Source organism: Colwellia asteriadis (genome assembly GCF_039523295.1).
Taxonomy (GTDB): Bacteria; Pseudomonadota; Gammaproteobacteria; order Enterobacterales; family Alteromonadaceae; genus Colwellia; species Colwellia asteriadis.
On record NZ_BAAAFA010000004.1, the window covers coordinates 1 to 18,364 of the forward strand.

Genomic DNA, 18,364 nt, shown 5'->3' on the forward strand with positions numbered 1-18,364 from the left:
AGTGAAACGCAGTAGCGCCGATGGTAGTGTGGGAGTTCCCATGTGAGAGTAGGACATTGCTAAACTTCTATTAAGAAAAGCCCGATTCGAAAGAGTCGGGCTTTTTGCTTTGTGGTTTTTAAAGAATGTGTAAAACACAGTAGTAGGATAATAAACGATAGTAGCGCCGATGGTAGTGTGACTTATATTGCAGATAAGCCCATGTGAGAGCGCAGCGAGACATTGCTAAATTTATATTAAGAAAAGCCCGATTCGAAAGAGTCGGGCTTTTTGCTTTGTGGTTTTTAAAGAATGTGTAAAACACAGTAGTAGGATAATAAACGATAGTAGCGCCGATGGTAGTGTGACTTATATTGCAGATAAGCCCATGTGAGAGCGCAGCGAGACATTGCTAAATTTATATTAAGAAAAGCCCGATTCGAAAGAGTCGGGCTTTTTGCTTTGTGGTTTTTAAAGAGTGTGTAAAACGCAGTAGTAGGATAATGAAAGACAGTAGCGCCGATGGTTGTTGACTTATGTTGTAGGTAAGCCCATGTGATTGTAGAGCATGTCTGTACTTCTATTCATTTTTAAATTAAATTTCTGCAATATTTTTTATTTGTATCCTTGAAATATTCTTCATATGCCCAACATCATTGATAAGTTATTTTTTCCCTTATTTAGATAGGAGATGTTTCAGATGTCTGAAGCCAATCAAGTAGAAACTCACGGTTTTCAAACCGAAGTAAAGCAATTATTACAATTAATGATCCACTCTCTTTATTCTAATAAAGAAATTTTCTTACGTGAATTAGTTTCAAATGCGGCAGATGCGGCAGATAAGTTACGCTTTAAAGCATTATCAGACGATAGCCTTTATGAAAATGATGGTGAGTTACGTGTACGTGTAAGTTGTGACAAAGAAAATAATACGGTTACGATTTCAGATAACGGTATTGGTATGAACCAACAAGATGTTATTGAACATTTAGGTACTATTGCTAAATCAGGTACTGCGGAGTTCTTCTCAAAACTTTCAGGTGACCAAGCGGCTGACTCTCAATTAATTGGTCAATTTGGTGTGGGCTTTTACTCTGCATTTATTGTTGCTGATAAAGTAACGGTAAGAACACGTAAAGCGGGTGACGATGCGAGTAATGGTGTTGAGTGGGTTAGTGCAGGTGAAGGTGAATTCACTACGGCTAAAATAGATAAGAGTACTCGCGGTACTGATATTATTCTTCATTTAAAAGAAGAAGAGAAAGAGTATGCTGATGACTGGCGTTTAAAGTCTATTGTAACTAAATACTCAGATCATATTTCAGTATCTGTTGAAATGCTAACCCCTGAAGTTCCTGCGGTTGAAGCTGTTGCTGAGGTAACAGATGCAGAAGGTAATGTTACTTCTCCAGCTGTTGAAGCAAAAGATGCTGTTCCTGCTTTATGGGAAGCGGTTAACAAAGCAACTGCTTTATGGACTCGTGAGAAATCTGAAGTATCAGATGACGAGTACAAAGAATTCTACAAGCACGTATCTCATGACTTTGGTGACCCGCTATTATGGGAACATAATAAAGTAGAAGGTAAAACCGAATACACGTCACTTTTATACGTGCCAACTAAAGCACCATTTGATATGTATAACCGTGAGAAGCAACACGGTTTAAAACTGTTTGTTCAGCGTGTATTTATTATGGATGATGCCGAGCAGTTTATGCCAACCTACTTACGTTTTGTTAAAGGTTTATTGGACTCAAACGACTTACCATTAAACGTTTCTCGTGAAATATTACAAGATAATAAAATCACCCAAGCAATTCGTAAAGGCTGTACTAAACGTGTTTTAAAAATGCTTGAAAAACTTGGTAAAAAAGATGCTGAGAAATACCAAGGATTCTGGGATGAGTTTGGTCAAGTGTTAAAAGAAGGCCCAGCTGAAGATCATGCGAATAAAGAACAAATAGCTGGCTTATTACGTTTTGCTTCAACTAATGAAGATACAGCAACACAAAATGTATCATTAGCTTCTTATATTGAACGAATGAAAGAAGGCCAAAATAAAATTTATTATGTTGTAGCTGACAGCTTTGAAGCCGCTAAAAATAGCCCTCATTTAGAAGTTTTCCGCAAAAAAGGCATTGAAGTATTATTAATGTCAGACCGTATTGATGAATGGTTAGTGAGTCATTTGACTGAATTTGATGGCAAGCAACTACAATCGGTAACACGTGGTGGTTTAGACTTAGGCAATATGGATGATGCTGAAACGAAAGAAGCACAAGAAAAGCTTGAAAAAGAATACGACTCAGTTGTTAAGCGTATTAAAGACTCACTTGCAGGGAAGGCTAAAGACGTTAAATTATCACAACGTTTAACTGACTCTCCAGCATGTATTGTCGCAGATGAAAATGATATGAGTAGTCAAATGGCAAAATTAATGGCATCTGTTGGTCAAGAAGTGCCAGAGTCATTACCAATATTTGAAATTAACGGAGAGCATGAGTTAATTAAACATATTGCTGATGAACAAGATGATGATAAGTTTGGTCAATGGGTAAACGTATTATTTGAACAAGCAACATTAGCTGAGCGTGGTAGCTTAAAAGACCCTGCGAGTTTTGTAACACGTTTAAACAAATTAATGCTGAGTTTAACTAAGTAGTACTGCTACTTATGATAGGGGCTGTTGAGCTTTCGAGATTGTTTTTGCAGCTTTTTGTTGGGTATTTATACAAGGCAGAGCCTTTGTCGTGTGGTTATTCCACATAAAAAGGTGATAACGCAGTAAAAATGACCAACAAACGCTGTCCGAAGGATTCGGCTAAAAGCGTTTTACGCTTTGTTGAACAGTATTTGCTTAGAATGACTAGGCAACACACTGTTCGCCGCGATTAAAACGCTTTTAGCTCGAACAAAATTTAACCGCGAAAGATCAACAGCCCCTAGTACTTTAGTCTGAAAAAGGAGGTTTTCGTTACCGAAATCCTCCTTTTTTGATCATTGGCTCTTATCACTACTTGTGTGACCATTGGCTAACTTGTATAGTGTCTTCCGCATTGTTCTTTCGATTAAGAATGATTACATTTAGATGATCAAACAATGAAAACGGATGTTCTAAATGTAATCATTGTTTTATTTTAACGCTCAATTTAAGGTTTCATATTATGCGCATTGTTTTATTAGGTGCTCCTGGTGCAGGTAAAGGTACACAGGCACAATTCTTAATGGCTAAATTCGGTATTCCACAAATTTCAACTGGCGATATGTTACGTGCAGCAATTAAAGCAGGTACTGAGTTAGGTAAACAAGCTAAAGCGGTTATGGATGCAGGTCAATTAGTATCTGATGAATTAATTATTGGTTTAGTGAAAGAGCGTGTTGCACAAGATGACTGTGCGGCTGGTTTTTTACTTGACGGTTTCCCTCGCACTATTCCACAAGCTGATGCGATGAAAGAGAGCGGCATTGTAGTTGATCACGTACTTGAGTTTGATGTACCTGATGAAGTTATTGTTGAGCGTATGGCTGGCCGTCGTGTTCACTCTGGCTCTGGTCGTGTTTATCACCTTGTTTATAACCCGCCTAAAGAAGAAGGTAAGGATGATGTTACAGGTGAAGAGTTAAGTATTCGTCCTGACGATGAAGAAGCTACAGTACGTAAGCGTTTAGCTATTTATCACGAGCAAACTAAGCCATTAGTAGATTTTTATCAAGCAGAAGCTAAAGCTGGCAACTGTTCTTATTTAACTGTTGATGGTACACAAGCTGTTGAAGCTGTTAATGCATTGTTATCTGAAAAGCTTGCTTAATAAGCAAAGCAGAAGATATATTATGTTAATAAAAAACTCGCTACGGCGAGTTTTTTATTGGGTAAAAGATATTAAGTTAACCTTTACTTAATTACGCTGTTACGTTTTTTAACATAGCGATATGCGGTATATCGTCTTCAAGGTACATATCTGACACGGTAACAAAGCCATGTTGCTGGTAGTAATCAGCTAAATGTTGCTGTGCTGATATTTTAATATCCGTATCAGGGAAGTGTTCTAAGCACAGTGTTATTGCTTTACTGATAAGATCATGTCCTAGCCCTAGACCTCTAGCTTTTTGTGCAACAGCAACTCGCCCAATACTGGCGTATTGAGCATAACTTTGACCTGGTGCCAGTATGCGAGCATAAGCCACTATTTCATCATTAATAGTACCCATTAGATGAATAGTTTCAGAGTGTCTATCTAAAGAGCCTTTAAGGCTATCTAAGTCAGGATAAAAACAGCTTTGCTCAACCACAAAAACATCAACGCGTAGTTTCAGTAAATCGTATAGTTCATTGAGCGATAGCTGTGAAAAATATTTACTAGACCAATAAACCGTTTGCATGAAAAGCCTCTATTTGCCTCTTAGTATTTCAAGACAGCCATAATACTTTCTTTGTGCTAAATAGTCTTTTATTTCTTCCTTATATTGTTGTATTGAAAGTTCAGGGTATTCACCTTTCAAGGTTACTAACAATGCTGTTTTATCTAAGAAAAGCAAGTAAGCTAAGGGTAAGTATGTAGGGTTGAAGTTGCATTGAAAGACGGTAGCGCGTATTTGTCTTGCACTATAAAACTCTTGTTCGCCGTAACGCTCTTTTAACTTAGCTGGTAAGCGATCTCCATACTTTTTTATGGCGTATTTTTTAAACATACTAACTCCCTGATAAAGTCTGTTAAGTCAATAAACATAACTATCATAACGGGCTAATATGAAGCTTAAATGAAAGGCTGAATATTTAAGTGCGCCACTTCAGTTTAAGGGTTGATGATGGTGAGGTTGTCGTTCTCTATAATAAAACCAGCATCAATATAGGCTTTTCTTATTGCTCCGCGTTGGCGTAATATTTTTAAGCCTTTATTAATCGCAATAAAGGCCTCTTCACCTTTTGGGTGTTTTTTACTAATGACAAAATTTCGAGAATCTTTAAGTAATACACCAATATTTTTTACAGGGACTAAATGAATTTTATCCATAGTAAAACTTTGATCAGGTGTCGAGTTAAAAGGCATTAATAAGAAGTCAATCCATTGTAAGTTCACCATTCGAGCCATAGAAAGCCACGAATCTTCTCGGGTTACCTTTTTAAGAGGGAGGGACTGTATTGTTTGCCAATCGGTGCGCCACAATGGGGTTGAAACAGCGGTTAAGTCTTTTAAATCATTGATACTTTTCACAGCTAAAGCTTTATGGTTATTAATGCTGGTATAGATACCAGCAATATATTCGCCATTTCTAATAACTGCATCAGAAATATAAACTTTATCTTCGATCGCTTTAGCGTCAGCAAGCCAATAGGTATCGAAACTTATTAATAGCTCACCATTTTGAAGCATTTTAGTATTTCGAAAATTGACTTTACCTGTGGCGTAATGGAATTGATGGGAAAAGCCACCTAATATAAGCGCCTGTTGAGCGATAATCATATCAACCACATCGCGACGTATGTGTTTACTTGCAAAGCTTTCAATTGACATGACATTTTTATCGACAACAAATTTTTGATAGTCGATATAAACATCATCACGAATATAAATGAGAATGTTATCACCTTTAGCCAATGCTGCTCCAACAAAGAAGAGAGGGCTAAATAGCAACAGTATTAGGTAAGAACAAAAAATTCTTTTTATGGAATATGCCATGGTTTGCCATATATTGTAGGGAAATTTTCCTGTACTTCGATTACTGCTTCCTTACCCTATTGAAGATAACAACAAACCTAAAATTAAGCAAAGATGTCGGGAGTTATGTTTCATTTAAATCATGGTGATTAAAAACCACTGAGGCCGTGATTAATGATATTGACTTGAAACAGGGAGGAGACCAAACGTCATCGCTAAATGGCTTATAATGAAAGTAAACAGACGGTTACACGCTATTTACTTTCATTTTAGTTGCGTTATTTTTTTTGATGACGAGTTTGTAATACTTCCATCACTTCAGATAATTCAATTTTTTGATCTTTAAGTAAAACCAAAGTGTGATAAAACAAGTCCGCACATTCACCTAAAAAGTCGTCTTTAGTTTCAGCCAATGCGGCAATAACAACTTCAACCCCTTCTTCACCAACTTTTTGTGCAACTTTATTGGTACCTCGAGACAATAAGCGAGCAGTATAGCTTTCTTCAATGGGGTCGTTAGCACGTTTATCAACAAAACGCTCAAGGTGACTTAAAAAGTTTTGCTGGCTAAGTTGCTCTTCAGGAAAACATGATGTGGTATTTAAATGACAAGTTGGGCCATTTGGATTTACTGCAATTAATAAACAATCTCTATCACAATCTGCTAATACTTGCATTACGTCGAGTGTATTACCAGAGCTTTCGCCTTTCATCCATAAACGCTGTTTAGAGCGGCTAAAAAAAGTCGCTTTTTCAGTATTAAGCGTTTTTGTTAACGCTTCAATATTCATAAATCCTTGCATCAGTACTGCACCGGTCGCAGAATCTTGAATGATTGCTGGTAAAAGGTTATCCATTTTTCCCCAGGCAAGTTCAGTTACGTTATCTATTGTTACAATCATGTAGTTCTCTTGTATTCTGTATGTTTAGGTTTAGCTCATTAGATATAACGGGTCAGGTATTTAGGTTACGCTTATGGCCTAATTGCAATGTTATTATCAATTAAGTACTGCTTAAGTTCATCTATAGGGATTATGCCTTTATGAAAAACAGAAGCGGCTAAAGCGCCATCAACATCAGCTTGTTGATAGACATCTCTAAAGTGCTCTATTGTACCAGCGCCACCAGAGGCAATTAATGGTACGTTACAAGCCGCACGTGCTTTTTTTAACTGCTCAATATCGTAACCCTGACGCACACCGTCTTGGTTCATACAGTTTAGAACAATTTCACCAGCACCAAGACTTACTACACGTTCAATCCAGTCAAAGGTCGTCCAACTGGTTTGTTGGGTACGGGTTTCATCCCCCGTGAATTGATAGACTTGATATTCACCTTGGCCATTATTGGCGTCTTTGTTAAAAAAACTATCAATACCGACCACAATACATTGCTGACCAAAAACGTCTGCTAAGCGACTTATTAGCTCAGGATCTCGCAGGGCAGGAGAGTTAATGCTAATTTTATCTGCGCCCATTAATAATATTTCTCGGGCATCGCTTTCGCTTTTAATACCGCCAGCAACACAAAAAGGAATATCAATTACCTGAGCGATACGGCTAACCCAGCTTTTATCAACTACGCGACCATCAGAGCTCGCGGTAATGTCATAAAAAACCAGTTCATCAGCGCCAGCGGCTGCATATTGCTGCGCTAAGGGAACAATGTCACCAATAATTTCGTGGTTTCTAAACTGTACCCCTTTAACAACTTTACCATCGCGAACATCAAGACAGGGAATTATGCGTTTGGCCAACATGCAATAGCCTCCTCGAGCGTGAATTTACCTTCAAGTAGTGAACGACCTAAAATAACACCGCTAACACCTGTTGGAATAAGCGCTTTTATATCTTCAAGGCTGCCAATACCGCCAGAAGCTTGCCATTGAATACTTGGGTAATTCTGACAAAGCTCTGTGTATAAATTAACGTTTGAACCACTTAATGTGCCGTCTTTAGAAATATCAGTGCATAAAATATGTTTGATGCCAGCATTAATGTAGTCGCTAAGTAAGTCTTCTAAATTAACACCGCTATCTTCAATCCAGCCATGTGTTGGTAGTGTCTTGTTACCTTGTTCATCAATTTTAATATCAAGGGCTAAAACAATTTTATCGCCGCCATAAGCTTTAACCCAAGCTATAACTAACTCAGGCTCTTTAATAGCAAGAGAGCCAATAACAACGCGATCTGCACCTAAAGCGAGTAATTGATCAACATCTTGTTGACAACGAATACCGCCGCCTACTTGAATGATCATCTCGGGATGATCCATAACAGTTTTCAAGGTAGATAATTGACGCTTAGTGCTGTCTTTCGCGCCATCTAAATCAACAAAGTGCATCACTTTAGCGCCAGCTTTAGCGTACGCTTGTTGTCGGTCTTGTACGGTATATTGGTAATTGGTCTTTTGCTCGTAATCACCTTGGTATAAGCGAACTACTTCACCATTAATTAAGTCGATTGCGGGGATCATCATAGTGAGATAAGTTCCTTGGGATCTAAGGTTAAAAAGTTTTCAATAATTTTACTGCCAAGCTCGCTTGAGCGCTCAGGATGAAATTGACAACCAATAAAGTTACCTTTGGCAATTGCTGCTGAAAATTCACTGCCGTATTCACAGCTAGCAATAGTGTATTCACTTAACTTTGCAGCGTAGCTATGAACAAAGTAAAAATAATCACCAACAGAAATACCCTTCATAATAGGGTGATTAGCTACCGATGTTAATGTGTTCCAACCCATGTGCGGTAAACGGTTACCTTGTGCATTTAATGGCTCGACACTGGTAGGAATTACACCTAAACAAGTGGTTTTTTCACTATCGTCACTGGCAGTATTAATGTGGGCACTCTCGGTTGAAGAGTTGGTCATTAACTGCATGCCTAAACAAAAACCGAGTACCGGTTGAGTTAGGTTTTGTAGTGTCGTAACCAGACCCTTATCCATAATATTTTTCATTGCGTGCTTAGCGCTACCAACACCGGGAAAAATGACTTTGTCGGCTTGTTGTATCAGTTCAATATTATCGGTTACTGTCACAGTAAAGCCTAAGCGCTCAATGGCAAATTTTACCGAGGCGATATTCGCGCAGCCAGTATCAACAATAACGTAGTTAGCTTGAATATTGTCAGCGCTAGCCATTACAAAGCACCTTTTGAACTAGGTAATACATCACCGTCTACTTTGATAGCTTGTCCTAAAGCACGGCCGAATACTTTAAATAAGCTTTCAACTTGGTGATGACAGTTACCTTTAGACGTTGATAAGTGTAGAGTGATCATCATTGAATCAGCGAGTGATCTAAAAAAGTGTGAGATCATTTGCGTTGACATAGTACCAACATTTTCGCTGGTGAATTCGGCATCAAACTCTAACCATGGACGACCGGATAAATCTATAGCACATTCTGCACGACACTCATCCATAGGAAGTACAAAGCCAAAACGACCAATACCACGTTTATCACCTAATGCTTGTTTTAAGGCTTGGCCTAAAGCTAAAGCGGTATCTTCTACGCTGTGGTGTTCATCAATGTGATAATCACCAGCAACTTGACATTGCATGCTAAAGCCACCGTGAGTGGCAATTTGATCAAGCATGTGATCAAAAAAACCTAAACCAGTATCAATATGGTTATTACCAACCGCATCTAAATTAACGGTGACTTTAATGTCGGTTTCTTTGGTGGTGCGAGTAACGCTGGCAAGACGAGGTTGTGAAAATTGCAATAAAATTTGCTCGGTAACTTGTGCCCAGTTTAAGGTTTCGCGGTTATATTTTATGCCAACAATACCCATGTTAGACGCTAACCCCATATCGGTTTCTCTATCACCAATAACGTACGAGTTAGTAAAGTCAACGCGACCTTGTTGTAAATACTCACTTACTAGGCCTAGATTAGGCTTTCTGCAGTGGCAATTATCTTCTTCAAAGTGCGGGCAAAGTAAAACGTCTTGAAATATCACCCCTTGTGATGCAAATAGCTCCATCATTTTATTGTGAGGAATATCGAAATCACGTTGTGGGTAACTGCTTGTTCCTAAACCGTCTTGATTTGAAACTATCACTAATTTAAAGCCTTTGGCTTGTAGTTTTAGTAACTGCGGAATAACGTTTGGTTCAAATACCAGCTTCTCTAAACTGTCAACTTGCTTATCGCTAACTGGCTCTTCAATTAATGTGCCGTCGCGGTCGATAAATAATATTTTTTCTTGCTTGCTCATAAGGTGCTCTTCTTTAATGCTTCAATTATTTTTAAGTACTATTTTTACGTACTGTTTTTTAATACTATTTATAGTACGTTAGCTTGCTGACAATAGCTGTTGTAACTGGTTTATTTCGTGCTCACTACCAATACTTATCCGTAAGCAGCTTTCTAATTGTGCTTGTTTAGATTGATCACGAATAAGTAGATTGTTTGCGACTAATAGCTCAAATAAGCGTGTTTTTTCTGCTTGGCTAGTACAGCGAAACAAAACAAAGTTTGCATCACTGGCAAACACTTCACTACACCAAGGCTGTGTAATTAACCAAGCTGATAATGACGCTCGTAAGTGGTTAACTTGTTCAACGCGAGCTTTCATTAGGGCTATATCATCAGTTAATGCTTTGCTCGCTAACTCGGCAACAGGTGCTGAAATAGGGTAAGGGGCAATCACTTTACTGAGCAAAGTAATGACAGGTTCATTCGCTAATGTAAAACCACACCTTAGTCCTGCTAAGGCAAAAGCTTTTGATAAGGTGCGTAAAATAATAACATTGTCGAAGTCAGCAAGTAATTTTGTTGTGCTTTGCTCAGGGCAAAACTCAATATAGGCTTCATCAATCACAACCATAGCGCTACCTAGAAATAAATCAATCGCCGCAAGTATTTGTTCACGCGGTAATATATTGCCTGTCGGGTTACCCGGAGAGCAAAGAAAAACCACCTTAACCTGACCAACTTGTTCAGCGAGCGCTGCTAAATTTAAGGTATTGTTAACCAATGGCACACTAATAATGCCTGCACCATGGTTTTCTGCACTAATAGCATACATGCCGTAAGTGGGTGGGCAAATTAAAATGCTATCTTGATAAGCACGACAAAAACTACGGATAATTAATTCAATACCTTCATCGGCGCCACGAGTGGCCAGTATTTTCTCTTTCGCTAGGTTGCAGTAATTGCTGTATGCATTGAGTAAGCTGGTTGGCTGAAAGTCAGGATAACGATTAATGTTTTCAGCGCTTAATTGGTATTCACCTCGACCCGAAGCTTCATTTGCGTTTAACCATATTTTTTGTTCAGCAGCATTGTTGCCTGTTTGACTTGTATCACCACTGGCAAATAATCGGCGTGCCGATTGATATGGCACCATGTCAACTAATTCTGGGCGAGCAAGCTTATCAGCAATGCTTAATGGCGTAGCGTTATTGTTGCTCATTTTACGCTCCTTGCTTATTACTTTGACTGGCACTATCGTCATCAAGTCGAATGGTTACCGCACGTTGGTGTGCATCTAAACCTTCAGCATCAGTTAACTCAATAATGCACTCTGCTAAACTAGCAAGGCCATCTTTAGTTAACTCTTGTACGGTAAAGCGACGAGAAAAGTCAGCTAGCGATAAACTCGATATTACTTTTGAATAACCGTAAGTGGGTAATACGTGATTAGTACCGCTGGCGTAATCACCTGCTGACTCAGGCGTGTAAGCGCCAACAAAAATAGAACCCGCATTACGTAGTGCTTTTAATAATGTTGTTGCATTGTCGGTTTGAATAATTAAGTGCTCAGGGCCGTAAAGGTTAGATACTTCAACAGCCTGTGCTAAATTTTTTGTTAAAATTAAACGAGATTGCTCCAGTGCTGCTAGGGCAATATCACGTCTTGATAAAACATCAACTTGCTTACTTAATTCAGCTGATACCGCATTAAGCAATAATTCACTATCGCTAAGTAAAATAACTTGGCTATCGGCGCCATGCTCGGCTTGAGAAAGTAAATCTGCGGCAATAAAAGCAGGATTAGCACTGGCATCACCAATGACTAACACTTCTGATGGACCTGCTGGCATATCAATAGCAAAACCTGCAACTTGCTGTGATAGCTGCTTTTTAGCTTCGGTGACATAACGGTTACCTGGGCCAAATACTTTATTGACGGCAGGAATACTTTGGGTGCCATACGCTAAAGCGGCAATCGCCTGCGCGCCACCTACGGTATAAATTTCATTAATACCACACAAGTCGGCTGCGGCGAGTATTTCATTAGCCAGTTGACCGTTTTTATCGGGTGGGCAGACTAATACTACGCGATCACATTTTGCTATTTGCGCCGGTACGCCCAGCATTAATACTGTAGACGGCAGGGGAGCTGAGCCTGCTGGAATATATAAACCAACACTTTCTATAGCTTCTGTTTTTAAAGTACAAGTAACGCCTGGACGAGTTTCAACGGTTATATCACTAGCCGTTTGTGCGCTGTGAAAAGCTTTAATTTGATCATAAGCGGTTTGTATTGCCGCTAAACGCTTGGGTGAAAGCGCCTTTTTAGCAGCAGCTACTTGCTCAGCACTTACCGCTAGAGTGTCTAAAGCAATACCATCAAATTGTTCTGTTAAGGTTAATATCGCTTGATCGCCTTTAGTTTTAACTTGCGTTAAAATATTGGCCACTTGCGTTGATAGTAAAGCACTGTCAGCAATCGCAGGACGTGCTAATACAGAAATTTTTTGCTGATCGCTTAATGTTTGCCATTCAATCAATTGATTAATCATTTGTTCAAAACTCTCTTCAATAACTTTTAGATACTAAATACACACAAGAATTGCTATTACAGCAAAGCTGCCAAGTTAAAGGTCGCCTGAGCTTAGTTTTTCTAAGTGATGGTGACGCTTAAAGACGGCAATGCCGATGTAATCTCAATTATGCCGTGTATTAGCCCATCATTTTTTCAATTGGCATAACGAGTATTGAATTACAGCCAAGCCCTTTGAGTTTTTCCATGGTTTCCCAAAAGAAAGTCTCAGTAGCTACTACGTGCACAGCAACAATGTCATCACGCCCCGCGAGTGGCAAAATAGTAGGGGTTTCTTTACCCGGCATTAATGCACTTACTTGTGCTATTTTATCTTTTGGTGCGTGCAACATAATGTATTTGCTTTCTTTTGCTTTCATTACACCGTGAATACGAGGTAAAAGGGTATCTAAAATACCTTGTTTATCTGCACATAAAGGATCTGCGCGTTGAATGAGTGACGCCTTTGAGTGGAAAACCTCAGCGACTTCTTTTAAGCCATTAGCCTCAAGCGTTGCGCCAGTAGAAACTAAATCACAAATGCCGTCGGCTAAGCCAACACGCGGTGCCACTTCAACAGAGCCTTTTAACAAACAAAACTCTACGTTAATGCCATTAGCTTTCGCAAAGCGGTTTAATAGTTGCGGATATGTTGTGGCAAAACGTAAACCGTTTAAACAATCTAAGCCTGTGTATTCAAACTCTTCAGGCATAGCAATTGAAAAACGACAGCCACCAAAATCAAGTGCGGTTGTACGAATATAGGCAGACTTATTTCCTTTTAATTGTCGGTCTAATTCTTCTTCTTCTAACGTATTGTCGCCAACAATGCCTAAATCACAAACACCGTCCATTACCAAACCTGGAATGTCACTACTACGCACGCGCATAATATCAATAGGCATATTGCTAACATGCGCTAATAAACGTCTGTCGCTCACATTAAGTTTTAAACCACAGCGCTTTAATAACGCTTGAGTGTCGTCACTTAAACGACCTGATTTTTGCATGGCGATGCGTAAACGTGGCTGAGATGTAGTCATAATATTATTCCTATTTTTTTGTTGTTTTGCTTAATTGTTAACGACTTAAATTTAAGAGATAACCAGCAAAACCATCATGTATATACAATTTCTTAAACGCTAAAATGCGAAAAACCCCCGAGAGAGGCAGACTCTTTCGGGGGTTTAGCAATGTAATATGCTTTAGGTAAATCCACTGAAAGGCCTGTAGCCCATCAGTGTCGGTTTATAAAACCTGAATGGGCTAATCGATGTAATGATGGTGATGTCGGCTATTCAGGTTAAAAAGCATTGTGTTACTCGCGTCTAATTAATTAACAGTAATTGTTGTACTAATTACACTACTGATTAATTGTGATAGCTGCAAGTAATAAATAGCTTATTTTTAGTGCTATTTGTTATATCTAACATGGTTAGGGTTATTACTCTAACTTTTGAGAAATACTCAAAGGCTATTTACAGCGATAGCTAACTTACAGCAACGATAACTTATTAACCTATTTAAATTAGAGCTATAATGTCTGTTTAAAGTACGCATTTGCTGTTTTTAAGTCGGCAATCGGGTTAAACATTTCAGCATTGAACGCTTTGAGCTGTTGCTGCGTTTGAACTGCATTAGGCCAATTTGGATTGGCTAAAGCTGCCTTTCCTAGCGAAACTATATCGGCTTGTTTAGCATCTATTAAGCAATTAGCATCATTCTCGTGAGTAATACCACCGTTGGCTATAACGGGAACTTTTCCATACTCTTTGGCAAGCTCTGCCAACGGTAAGCTATCTTTAAAGGCTGGCGCTTTAGCAATATATTCTGTGGTGTGAATATAATCAACGCCACAGCGACTGATAGACTCAAAGGTGTATTTTGCGTCAGCGGTTTGTTTAGGCCATTTGTATTCAGTATCGTTAACTTTTCCTTGAGAAAATCGTACACCAATAATCATGCTGCTTCCAACTGCAGCGCGAACAGCAGTTATGATTTCTTGATAAATTCTTAAGCGGTTAGCTAATTCTCCGCCATATTCATCCGTTCTTTTATTACTATAAACGGTAAGAAATTGGTCGAGTAAATAGCCATTGGCACCATGAATCTCGACCCCATCAAATCCAGCCTCTTTGGCTAATATTGCCGCGTTAACAAACCCTTTCACTACACACTTTATGTCTTCTGTGCTCATTTCTTTAGGGACTTCATAATCACCTTTACCGTAATATAATTTCATTTCTTCGCCTAACGGCTTTATTGCAGAGGGCGCACCACCATGACCACTATATTTATTGTATTGAGATAGCGCACCAGCATGCATTAATTGAGCGAAAATAAGCCCGCCACAACTATGTACAGCATCGGTAATTGTTTTCCAGCTGCTTACTTGCTTTTCATCGGTAAGCCCAGTTTGAAATTTATAACATTGGCTATAACGTTTATCTGTGTATATGCCCTCAGTAATAATGAGCCCGAAACCGCCTTGGGCAAAAGACTGGTAATAGTCTTTCATTAATGGTCCCGTTGTGCCGTCTTCGTTGCCACTGACGCGTGTAAGTGGTGCAACAGCTAACCTGTTTTTTAGGGTGATGTTTCTTATGTTATAACTTGAGAAAATTGTCGAAATGTTATCTTTCATTCTGCAACCTATGTATTAATTGATTAAGTGAAAATTTACTAAGTGAATGGTATTTTTACATAGGTAATAAACGCTGATAATATTGCTATAAATTGAATTACTATTAACTTTTTGTTGAATATGTCGAAAATAAACCAATTAGAAAGTTTGAAAGTGTTAAAAGCTGTCGTCGAAGGTGGCAGTTTTACCGCGGCGGCAAAGCGTCTTAATTTAACCGTTGCTAGAGTTTCTAAATCAGTTGAGCGCTTAGAAGCTGAGTTAAACGCAAAGCTTTTTATTAGAAGTACTCGGCACATGCAGCTTACCGATAGTGGCGAGCGTACTTATCATCATGCAATTAAGTTACTTGAGCAATGGCGTGGATTAACCGATGAGTTAACCGAAACGCTTTCTGAGCCGAAAGGGAGCATAAGAATAAGTATTCCGATGAGTTGGGGCTTGTGTGTATTTTCAAAACTGTTAGCACGGTTTATGCTTGAGTATCCCAAGATCACTATTGATGTAAATATGAGTGATCAATATGTTAATGTTATTGAAGGTGAGTATGACTTAGCACTTAGGTTAGCTCGTCAACTTGAAGATAGTTCTTTATTATGTAAAAAACTCAAAGCTTATCAATTTATAACCTGCGCATCGCCTGACTATTTAGCCAAATACGGTACACCATCAACTCCAGAAGAATTAAAAAATCACGCTGGTTTACTCTACTCCCAACAGGGAAGTAAGCTGAAGTGGCAATTCATTAAAGACAATAAAATAACGGATGTTTATATTAACCCCGACCTACAATCAAACAATAGCGCATTATTTAAAGAAACATTATTAGCAGGTAGAGGAATTGGACTAATTCCAGAATTCATTATTAAGGAAGAGCTCTTATCTGGAAAACTACAGCCTATTTTAAGCCAATATACTAACCCATCGCTAAATTTATATTCTTTAAGAGCACCGAGTAATATGCTTCCTATGCGAGTTAGGCTATTAATTGAGTTTATTGAAAAGCAATTACAATAACTGTTTACAGCGGTAGATGTGTTTGACGCTTTATGTGAAAGCGCTAAATATAATCTAGCAACAATACAGTGACTATCTGGAGATCTCGCGCTCAAATAGCTTTAATGACATGAGAGTACTTGTTTTTAGTGGCATTAATTTAATTCAACTTGTATAAGGTATAACTCGACCTTAAGATTAACAGCAGTTAATTGCTAAACTAGCTTACCTTCGTTGTTATCACGGAGTTTTACCTTAATGAATAAAATTGAAATAGAGAAAGCGCGCATTTGTCAAATTAGCTCTATTCTCTATAGTGCTAGCCAGCCTATTCGTATACTGTCTCATTTAGAGTGGAGTTCTGACGTTAAACGTCAATTTTTCGCTAATAAAGCGAAAGAGCTTCCTGCGATAAATTACCCAGTATTTGACCCTAATAAAACCTTGGCGTTACTGGCAGAAGCTCGTGCCCTAATGGGCAATTCTGATCTTGATAATTGGTTAGCACGCATTGCGAATAAACTTGAAAATGCTGCTTTTATGATGGCATTTGTTGGCACTAAAAAGTTTTATGAGTTCTCGGTAACCCTTTATGGCAAGCCGACTAATCACTTTGTTGACGGTAAATCGACCCCACTTGAATTAGCTAACATTTTTGACAAAAAAATTAGCAGTTATGCGGGATATGATTTTGGCGCGCCACCACCAATGTGTTATCTCGCTTCAGGTATTGCTGAGCAAATGGAAGTGGCAGTAAAAGAGATGTTTGGCAATGATGCCCCTAAAGTTCAAGTGGTGGATGAACTATCAGCGAATGCCCTAGCAAGTCCTAAGCTTATCCGTATTAGAAAAACCGCATGCTTTACCGACTTAGATGCACAGCAACTGATTAACCATGAAGCACATATTCATGTGGCAACCTCTATCAACGGCTTGAATCAACAACACCTTAAAATATTAGCAGCAGGTCATCCGGGCACCACCAAAACACAAGAAGGCTTAGCGGTATTTTCTGAGTACATTACCAATTCAATTGATTTGGACCGATTACGTCGTTTAGCAGACCGTATTATTGCTATACAAATGGCGATTGAAGGCGCTGATTTTTTAGATGTTTATCACTACTTCTTAAATCGTATTGGTAGCGAATCACAAGCTTATGAAAATAGCCGCAGAGTATTCAGAGGTGGCGTATTAACCGGTGGCGCCCCTTTTACAAAAGATGGGGTTTATCTTGAAGGGCTTATTCGAGTACATAACTTTTTAAAAGCAGCTGCGGTTAATGGCAGAGCTGATTGTTTAAAGCTTCTTTTCTGTGGCAAGCTCGATATAGAAGACATTCCTGTATTATATAAACTTGAAGCAATGGGGCTATGTCAACCTGCCAAATACTTACCACCTTGGATCAAAGATGCCCGTTATTTATTAGCCTACTTAACGTGTTCTGAATTTTTGAATAAAATGGATATTGACAAAATTTATCAGCATTATGACGAACTACTCCATAGTATTCCTAAAAGCTCAATTTAGTATCAGCTATTAAATCGAGTTTAGCGCTGAGTAATTTAGGTTAGGTCTTGTTATGTTAAGCTTTTTTATTTACGGCCGATAGCGTTAATAGTACTTAATAATAAATCGGTTTAAGAGATATTTAACAAATTGAAATATCAGCAAAAATTACTTTCTCAATCGCTAACTTGATAGTTTTTCTTAATTTAACGAAGAGGTGAGGAAAATAGCTGCTAGAGAAACATTTGTTAAGCCGAGCTCAGGTTACTTAGTGTTTTTAGGGGAGTAGCTTGGTACTAGTAGTTTAAATGAGACTATTTTAACGATTGGAGATTAAAGGCTATTGCTATGGATATTTTTACGACTCAATTAACACGCGTTGTACCTGTGCCGATTAAACCTACTCAGCTTAAAGTAAAGGCGCTAGTCAAAGATGCCGCCTCACCTAAGCTCAAGGAAGACCCTGATCATCTAGAAAATCATGAGTACTATTTTAAAAAAGATGATAGCGGGGCTGAAAAGCGCGATTCACATCAATCGAAAAGTCAAAAAGATAAAGAGCAAAAGGATAAAAAACCACTACCAGAGCAAGGTTTGCTCGAACAGGACTTACTTAAACAAGAATTACTTAAACAGGAGTTACTCAATAAGACAACTCCAGAAGATACAGAGTATTGCCCTAATGGTAAAAAAGATCCTACCCCTGATGACGAAGATGAACATAAAGGAAAAAACTTAGATCTTTATGCTTGAGTAGAGGTTGAGTATACTGCGCAGTATAATCATTTCTAGCTTAAGTGTTTT

General features: G+C 38.6%; 17 protein-coding genes and 1 pseudogene. 5 read left to right on the top strand and 13 right to left on the bottom strand.

Features of this window, described 5'->3' with window-relative positions; translation table 11 throughout:
- Positions 1–679 precede the first annotated feature (679 nt).
- Positions 680–2,641, top strand: a complete 1,962-nt coding sequence (gene htpG / locus ABD005_RS06475; protein WP_343816400.1) for a molecular chaperone HtpG — start codon at positions 680–682, stop codon at positions 2,639–2,641.
- On the opposite strand, the pseudogene ABD005_RS06480 reads toward htpG, so the two are convergent.
- Positions 2,634–2,858 (bottom strand): annotated as a pseudogene (locus ABD005_RS06480) (hypothetical protein). The gene htpG and the pseudogene ABD005_RS06480 sit on opposite strands and share 8 nt — an antisense overlap.
- 285 nt (positions 2,859–3,143) lie before the next feature.
- Between ABD005_RS06480 and adk the strand changes: the two are divergent.
- A complete protein-coding gene (gene adk / locus ABD005_RS06485; RefSeq protein ID WP_215978610.1) occupies positions 3,144–3,788 on the top strand; it encodes an adenylate kinase in 645 nt (214 codons plus the stop codon).
- A 91-nt stretch (positions 3,789–3,879) separates the two neighbouring features.
- Here the strand turns inward: adk and ABD005_RS06490 are convergent, their stop codons facing one another.
- The 12 genes from ABD005_RS06490 to ABD005_RS06545 all read right to left on the bottom strand — a co-directional run bounded on the left by ABD005_RS06490 (position 3,880) and on the right by ABD005_RS06545 (position 15,058).
- Positions 3,880–4,359 (bottom strand): GNAT family N-acetyltransferase, encoded by a 480-nt coding sequence (locus ABD005_RS06490; RefSeq protein ID WP_343816403.1) that lies wholly within the window; start codon positions 4,357–4,359, stop codon positions 3,880–3,882.
- A 9-nt stretch (positions 4,360–4,368) separates the two neighbouring features.
- Positions 4,369–4,668, bottom strand: a complete 300-nt coding sequence (locus ABD005_RS06495) for a DUF6559 family protein (protein ID WP_343816406.1) — start codon at positions 4,666–4,668, stop codon at positions 4,369–4,371.
- A 104-nt stretch (positions 4,669–4,772) separates the two neighbouring features.
- A complete protein-coding gene (locus ABD005_RS06500; RefSeq protein WP_343816408.1) occupies positions 4,773–5,576 on the bottom strand; it encodes a hypothetical protein in 804 nt (267 codons plus the stop codon).
- A gap of 338 nt (positions 5,577–5,914) precedes the next feature.
- Entirely contained in the window at positions 5,915–6,538 is a 624-nt protein-coding gene (hisIE, locus tag ABD005_RS06505) for a bifunctional phosphoribosyl-AMP cyclohydrolase/phosphoribosyl-ATP diphosphatase HisIE (protein ID WP_343816411.1), read from the bottom strand.
- Positions 6,539–6,609: 71 nt separating this feature from the next.
- Positions 6,610–7,395, bottom strand: coding sequence for an imidazole glycerol phosphate synthase subunit HisF (gene hisF / locus ABD005_RS06510; RefSeq protein ID WP_215978605.1), 786 nt, complete (start codon positions 7,393–7,395; stop codon positions 6,610–6,612).
- A complete protein-coding gene (gene hisA, locus ABD005_RS06515) occupies positions 7,377–8,114 on the bottom strand; it encodes a 1-(5-phosphoribosyl)-5-[(5-phosphoribosylamino)methylideneamino]imidazole-4-carboxamide isomerase (protein ID WP_215978604.1) in 738 nt (245 codons plus the stop codon). The genes hisF and hisA overlap by 19 nt, the downstream gene beginning before the upstream one ends.
- Positions 8,111–8,779, bottom strand: a complete 669-nt coding sequence (hisH, locus tag ABD005_RS06520) for an imidazole glycerol phosphate synthase subunit HisH (RefSeq protein WP_343816417.1) — start codon at positions 8,777–8,779, stop codon at positions 8,111–8,113. Before hisH ends, hisA begins: the two co-directional genes overlap by 4 nt.
- On the bottom strand, positions 8,779–9,861 hold the full coding sequence (gene hisB, locus ABD005_RS06525; protein ID WP_343816418.1) for a bifunctional histidinol-phosphatase/imidazoleglycerol-phosphate dehydratase HisB: 1,083 nt from the start codon (positions 9,859–9,861) through the stop codon (positions 8,779–8,781). Before hisB ends, hisH begins: the two co-directional genes overlap by 1 nt.
- Positions 9,862–9,939: 78 nt before the next feature.
- The gene (hisC, locus tag ABD005_RS06530) at positions 9,940–11,061 is read right to left on the bottom strand and encodes a histidinol-phosphate transaminase (RefSeq protein WP_343816420.1); all 1,122 of its coding nucleotides are present in this window, start codon (positions 11,059–11,061) and stop codon (positions 9,940–9,942) included.
- A gap of 1 nt (position 11,062) precedes the next feature.
- Entirely contained in the window at positions 11,063–12,394 is a 1,332-nt protein-coding gene (gene hisD, locus ABD005_RS06535) for a histidinol dehydrogenase (RefSeq protein ID WP_343816422.1), read from the bottom strand.
- Between the two features lie 160 nt (positions 12,395–12,554).
- Complete coding sequence (gene hisG, locus ABD005_RS06540) at positions 12,555–13,457, bottom strand: ATP phosphoribosyltransferase (RefSeq protein WP_215978599.1); 903 nt, start codon at positions 13,455–13,457, stop codon at positions 12,555–12,557.
- Positions 13,458–13,948: 491 nt separating this feature from the next.
- Positions 13,949–15,058: an NADH:flavin oxidoreductase gene (locus tag ABD005_RS06545; RefSeq protein ID WP_343816424.1), complete on the bottom strand. Its 1,110-nt coding sequence runs from the start codon at positions 15,056–15,058 to the stop codon at positions 13,949–13,951.
- 120 nt (positions 15,059–15,178) lie between these two features.
- Here ABD005_RS06545 and ABD005_RS06550 point away from each other — a divergent pair, with 120 nt between their 5' ends.
- From ABD005_RS06550 to ABD005_RS06560, 3 genes are all read left to right on the top strand, one after another.
- On the top strand, positions 15,179–16,072 hold the full coding sequence (locus ABD005_RS06550) for a LysR family transcriptional regulator (RefSeq protein ID WP_343816425.1): 894 nt from the start codon (positions 15,179–15,181) through the stop codon (positions 16,070–16,072).
- 237 nt (positions 16,073–16,309) lie between these two features.
- Positions 16,310–17,581: a peptidase MATCAP family protein gene (locus ABD005_RS06555; RefSeq protein WP_343816427.1), complete on the top strand. Its 1,272-nt coding sequence runs from the start codon at positions 16,310–16,312 to the stop codon at positions 17,579–17,581.
- 327 nt (positions 17,582–17,908) lie between these two features.
- Entirely contained in the window at positions 17,909–18,313 is a 405-nt protein-coding gene (locus tag ABD005_RS06560) for a hypothetical protein (protein ID WP_215978595.1), read from the top strand.
- Positions 18,314–18,364: the final 51 nt, after the last annotated feature.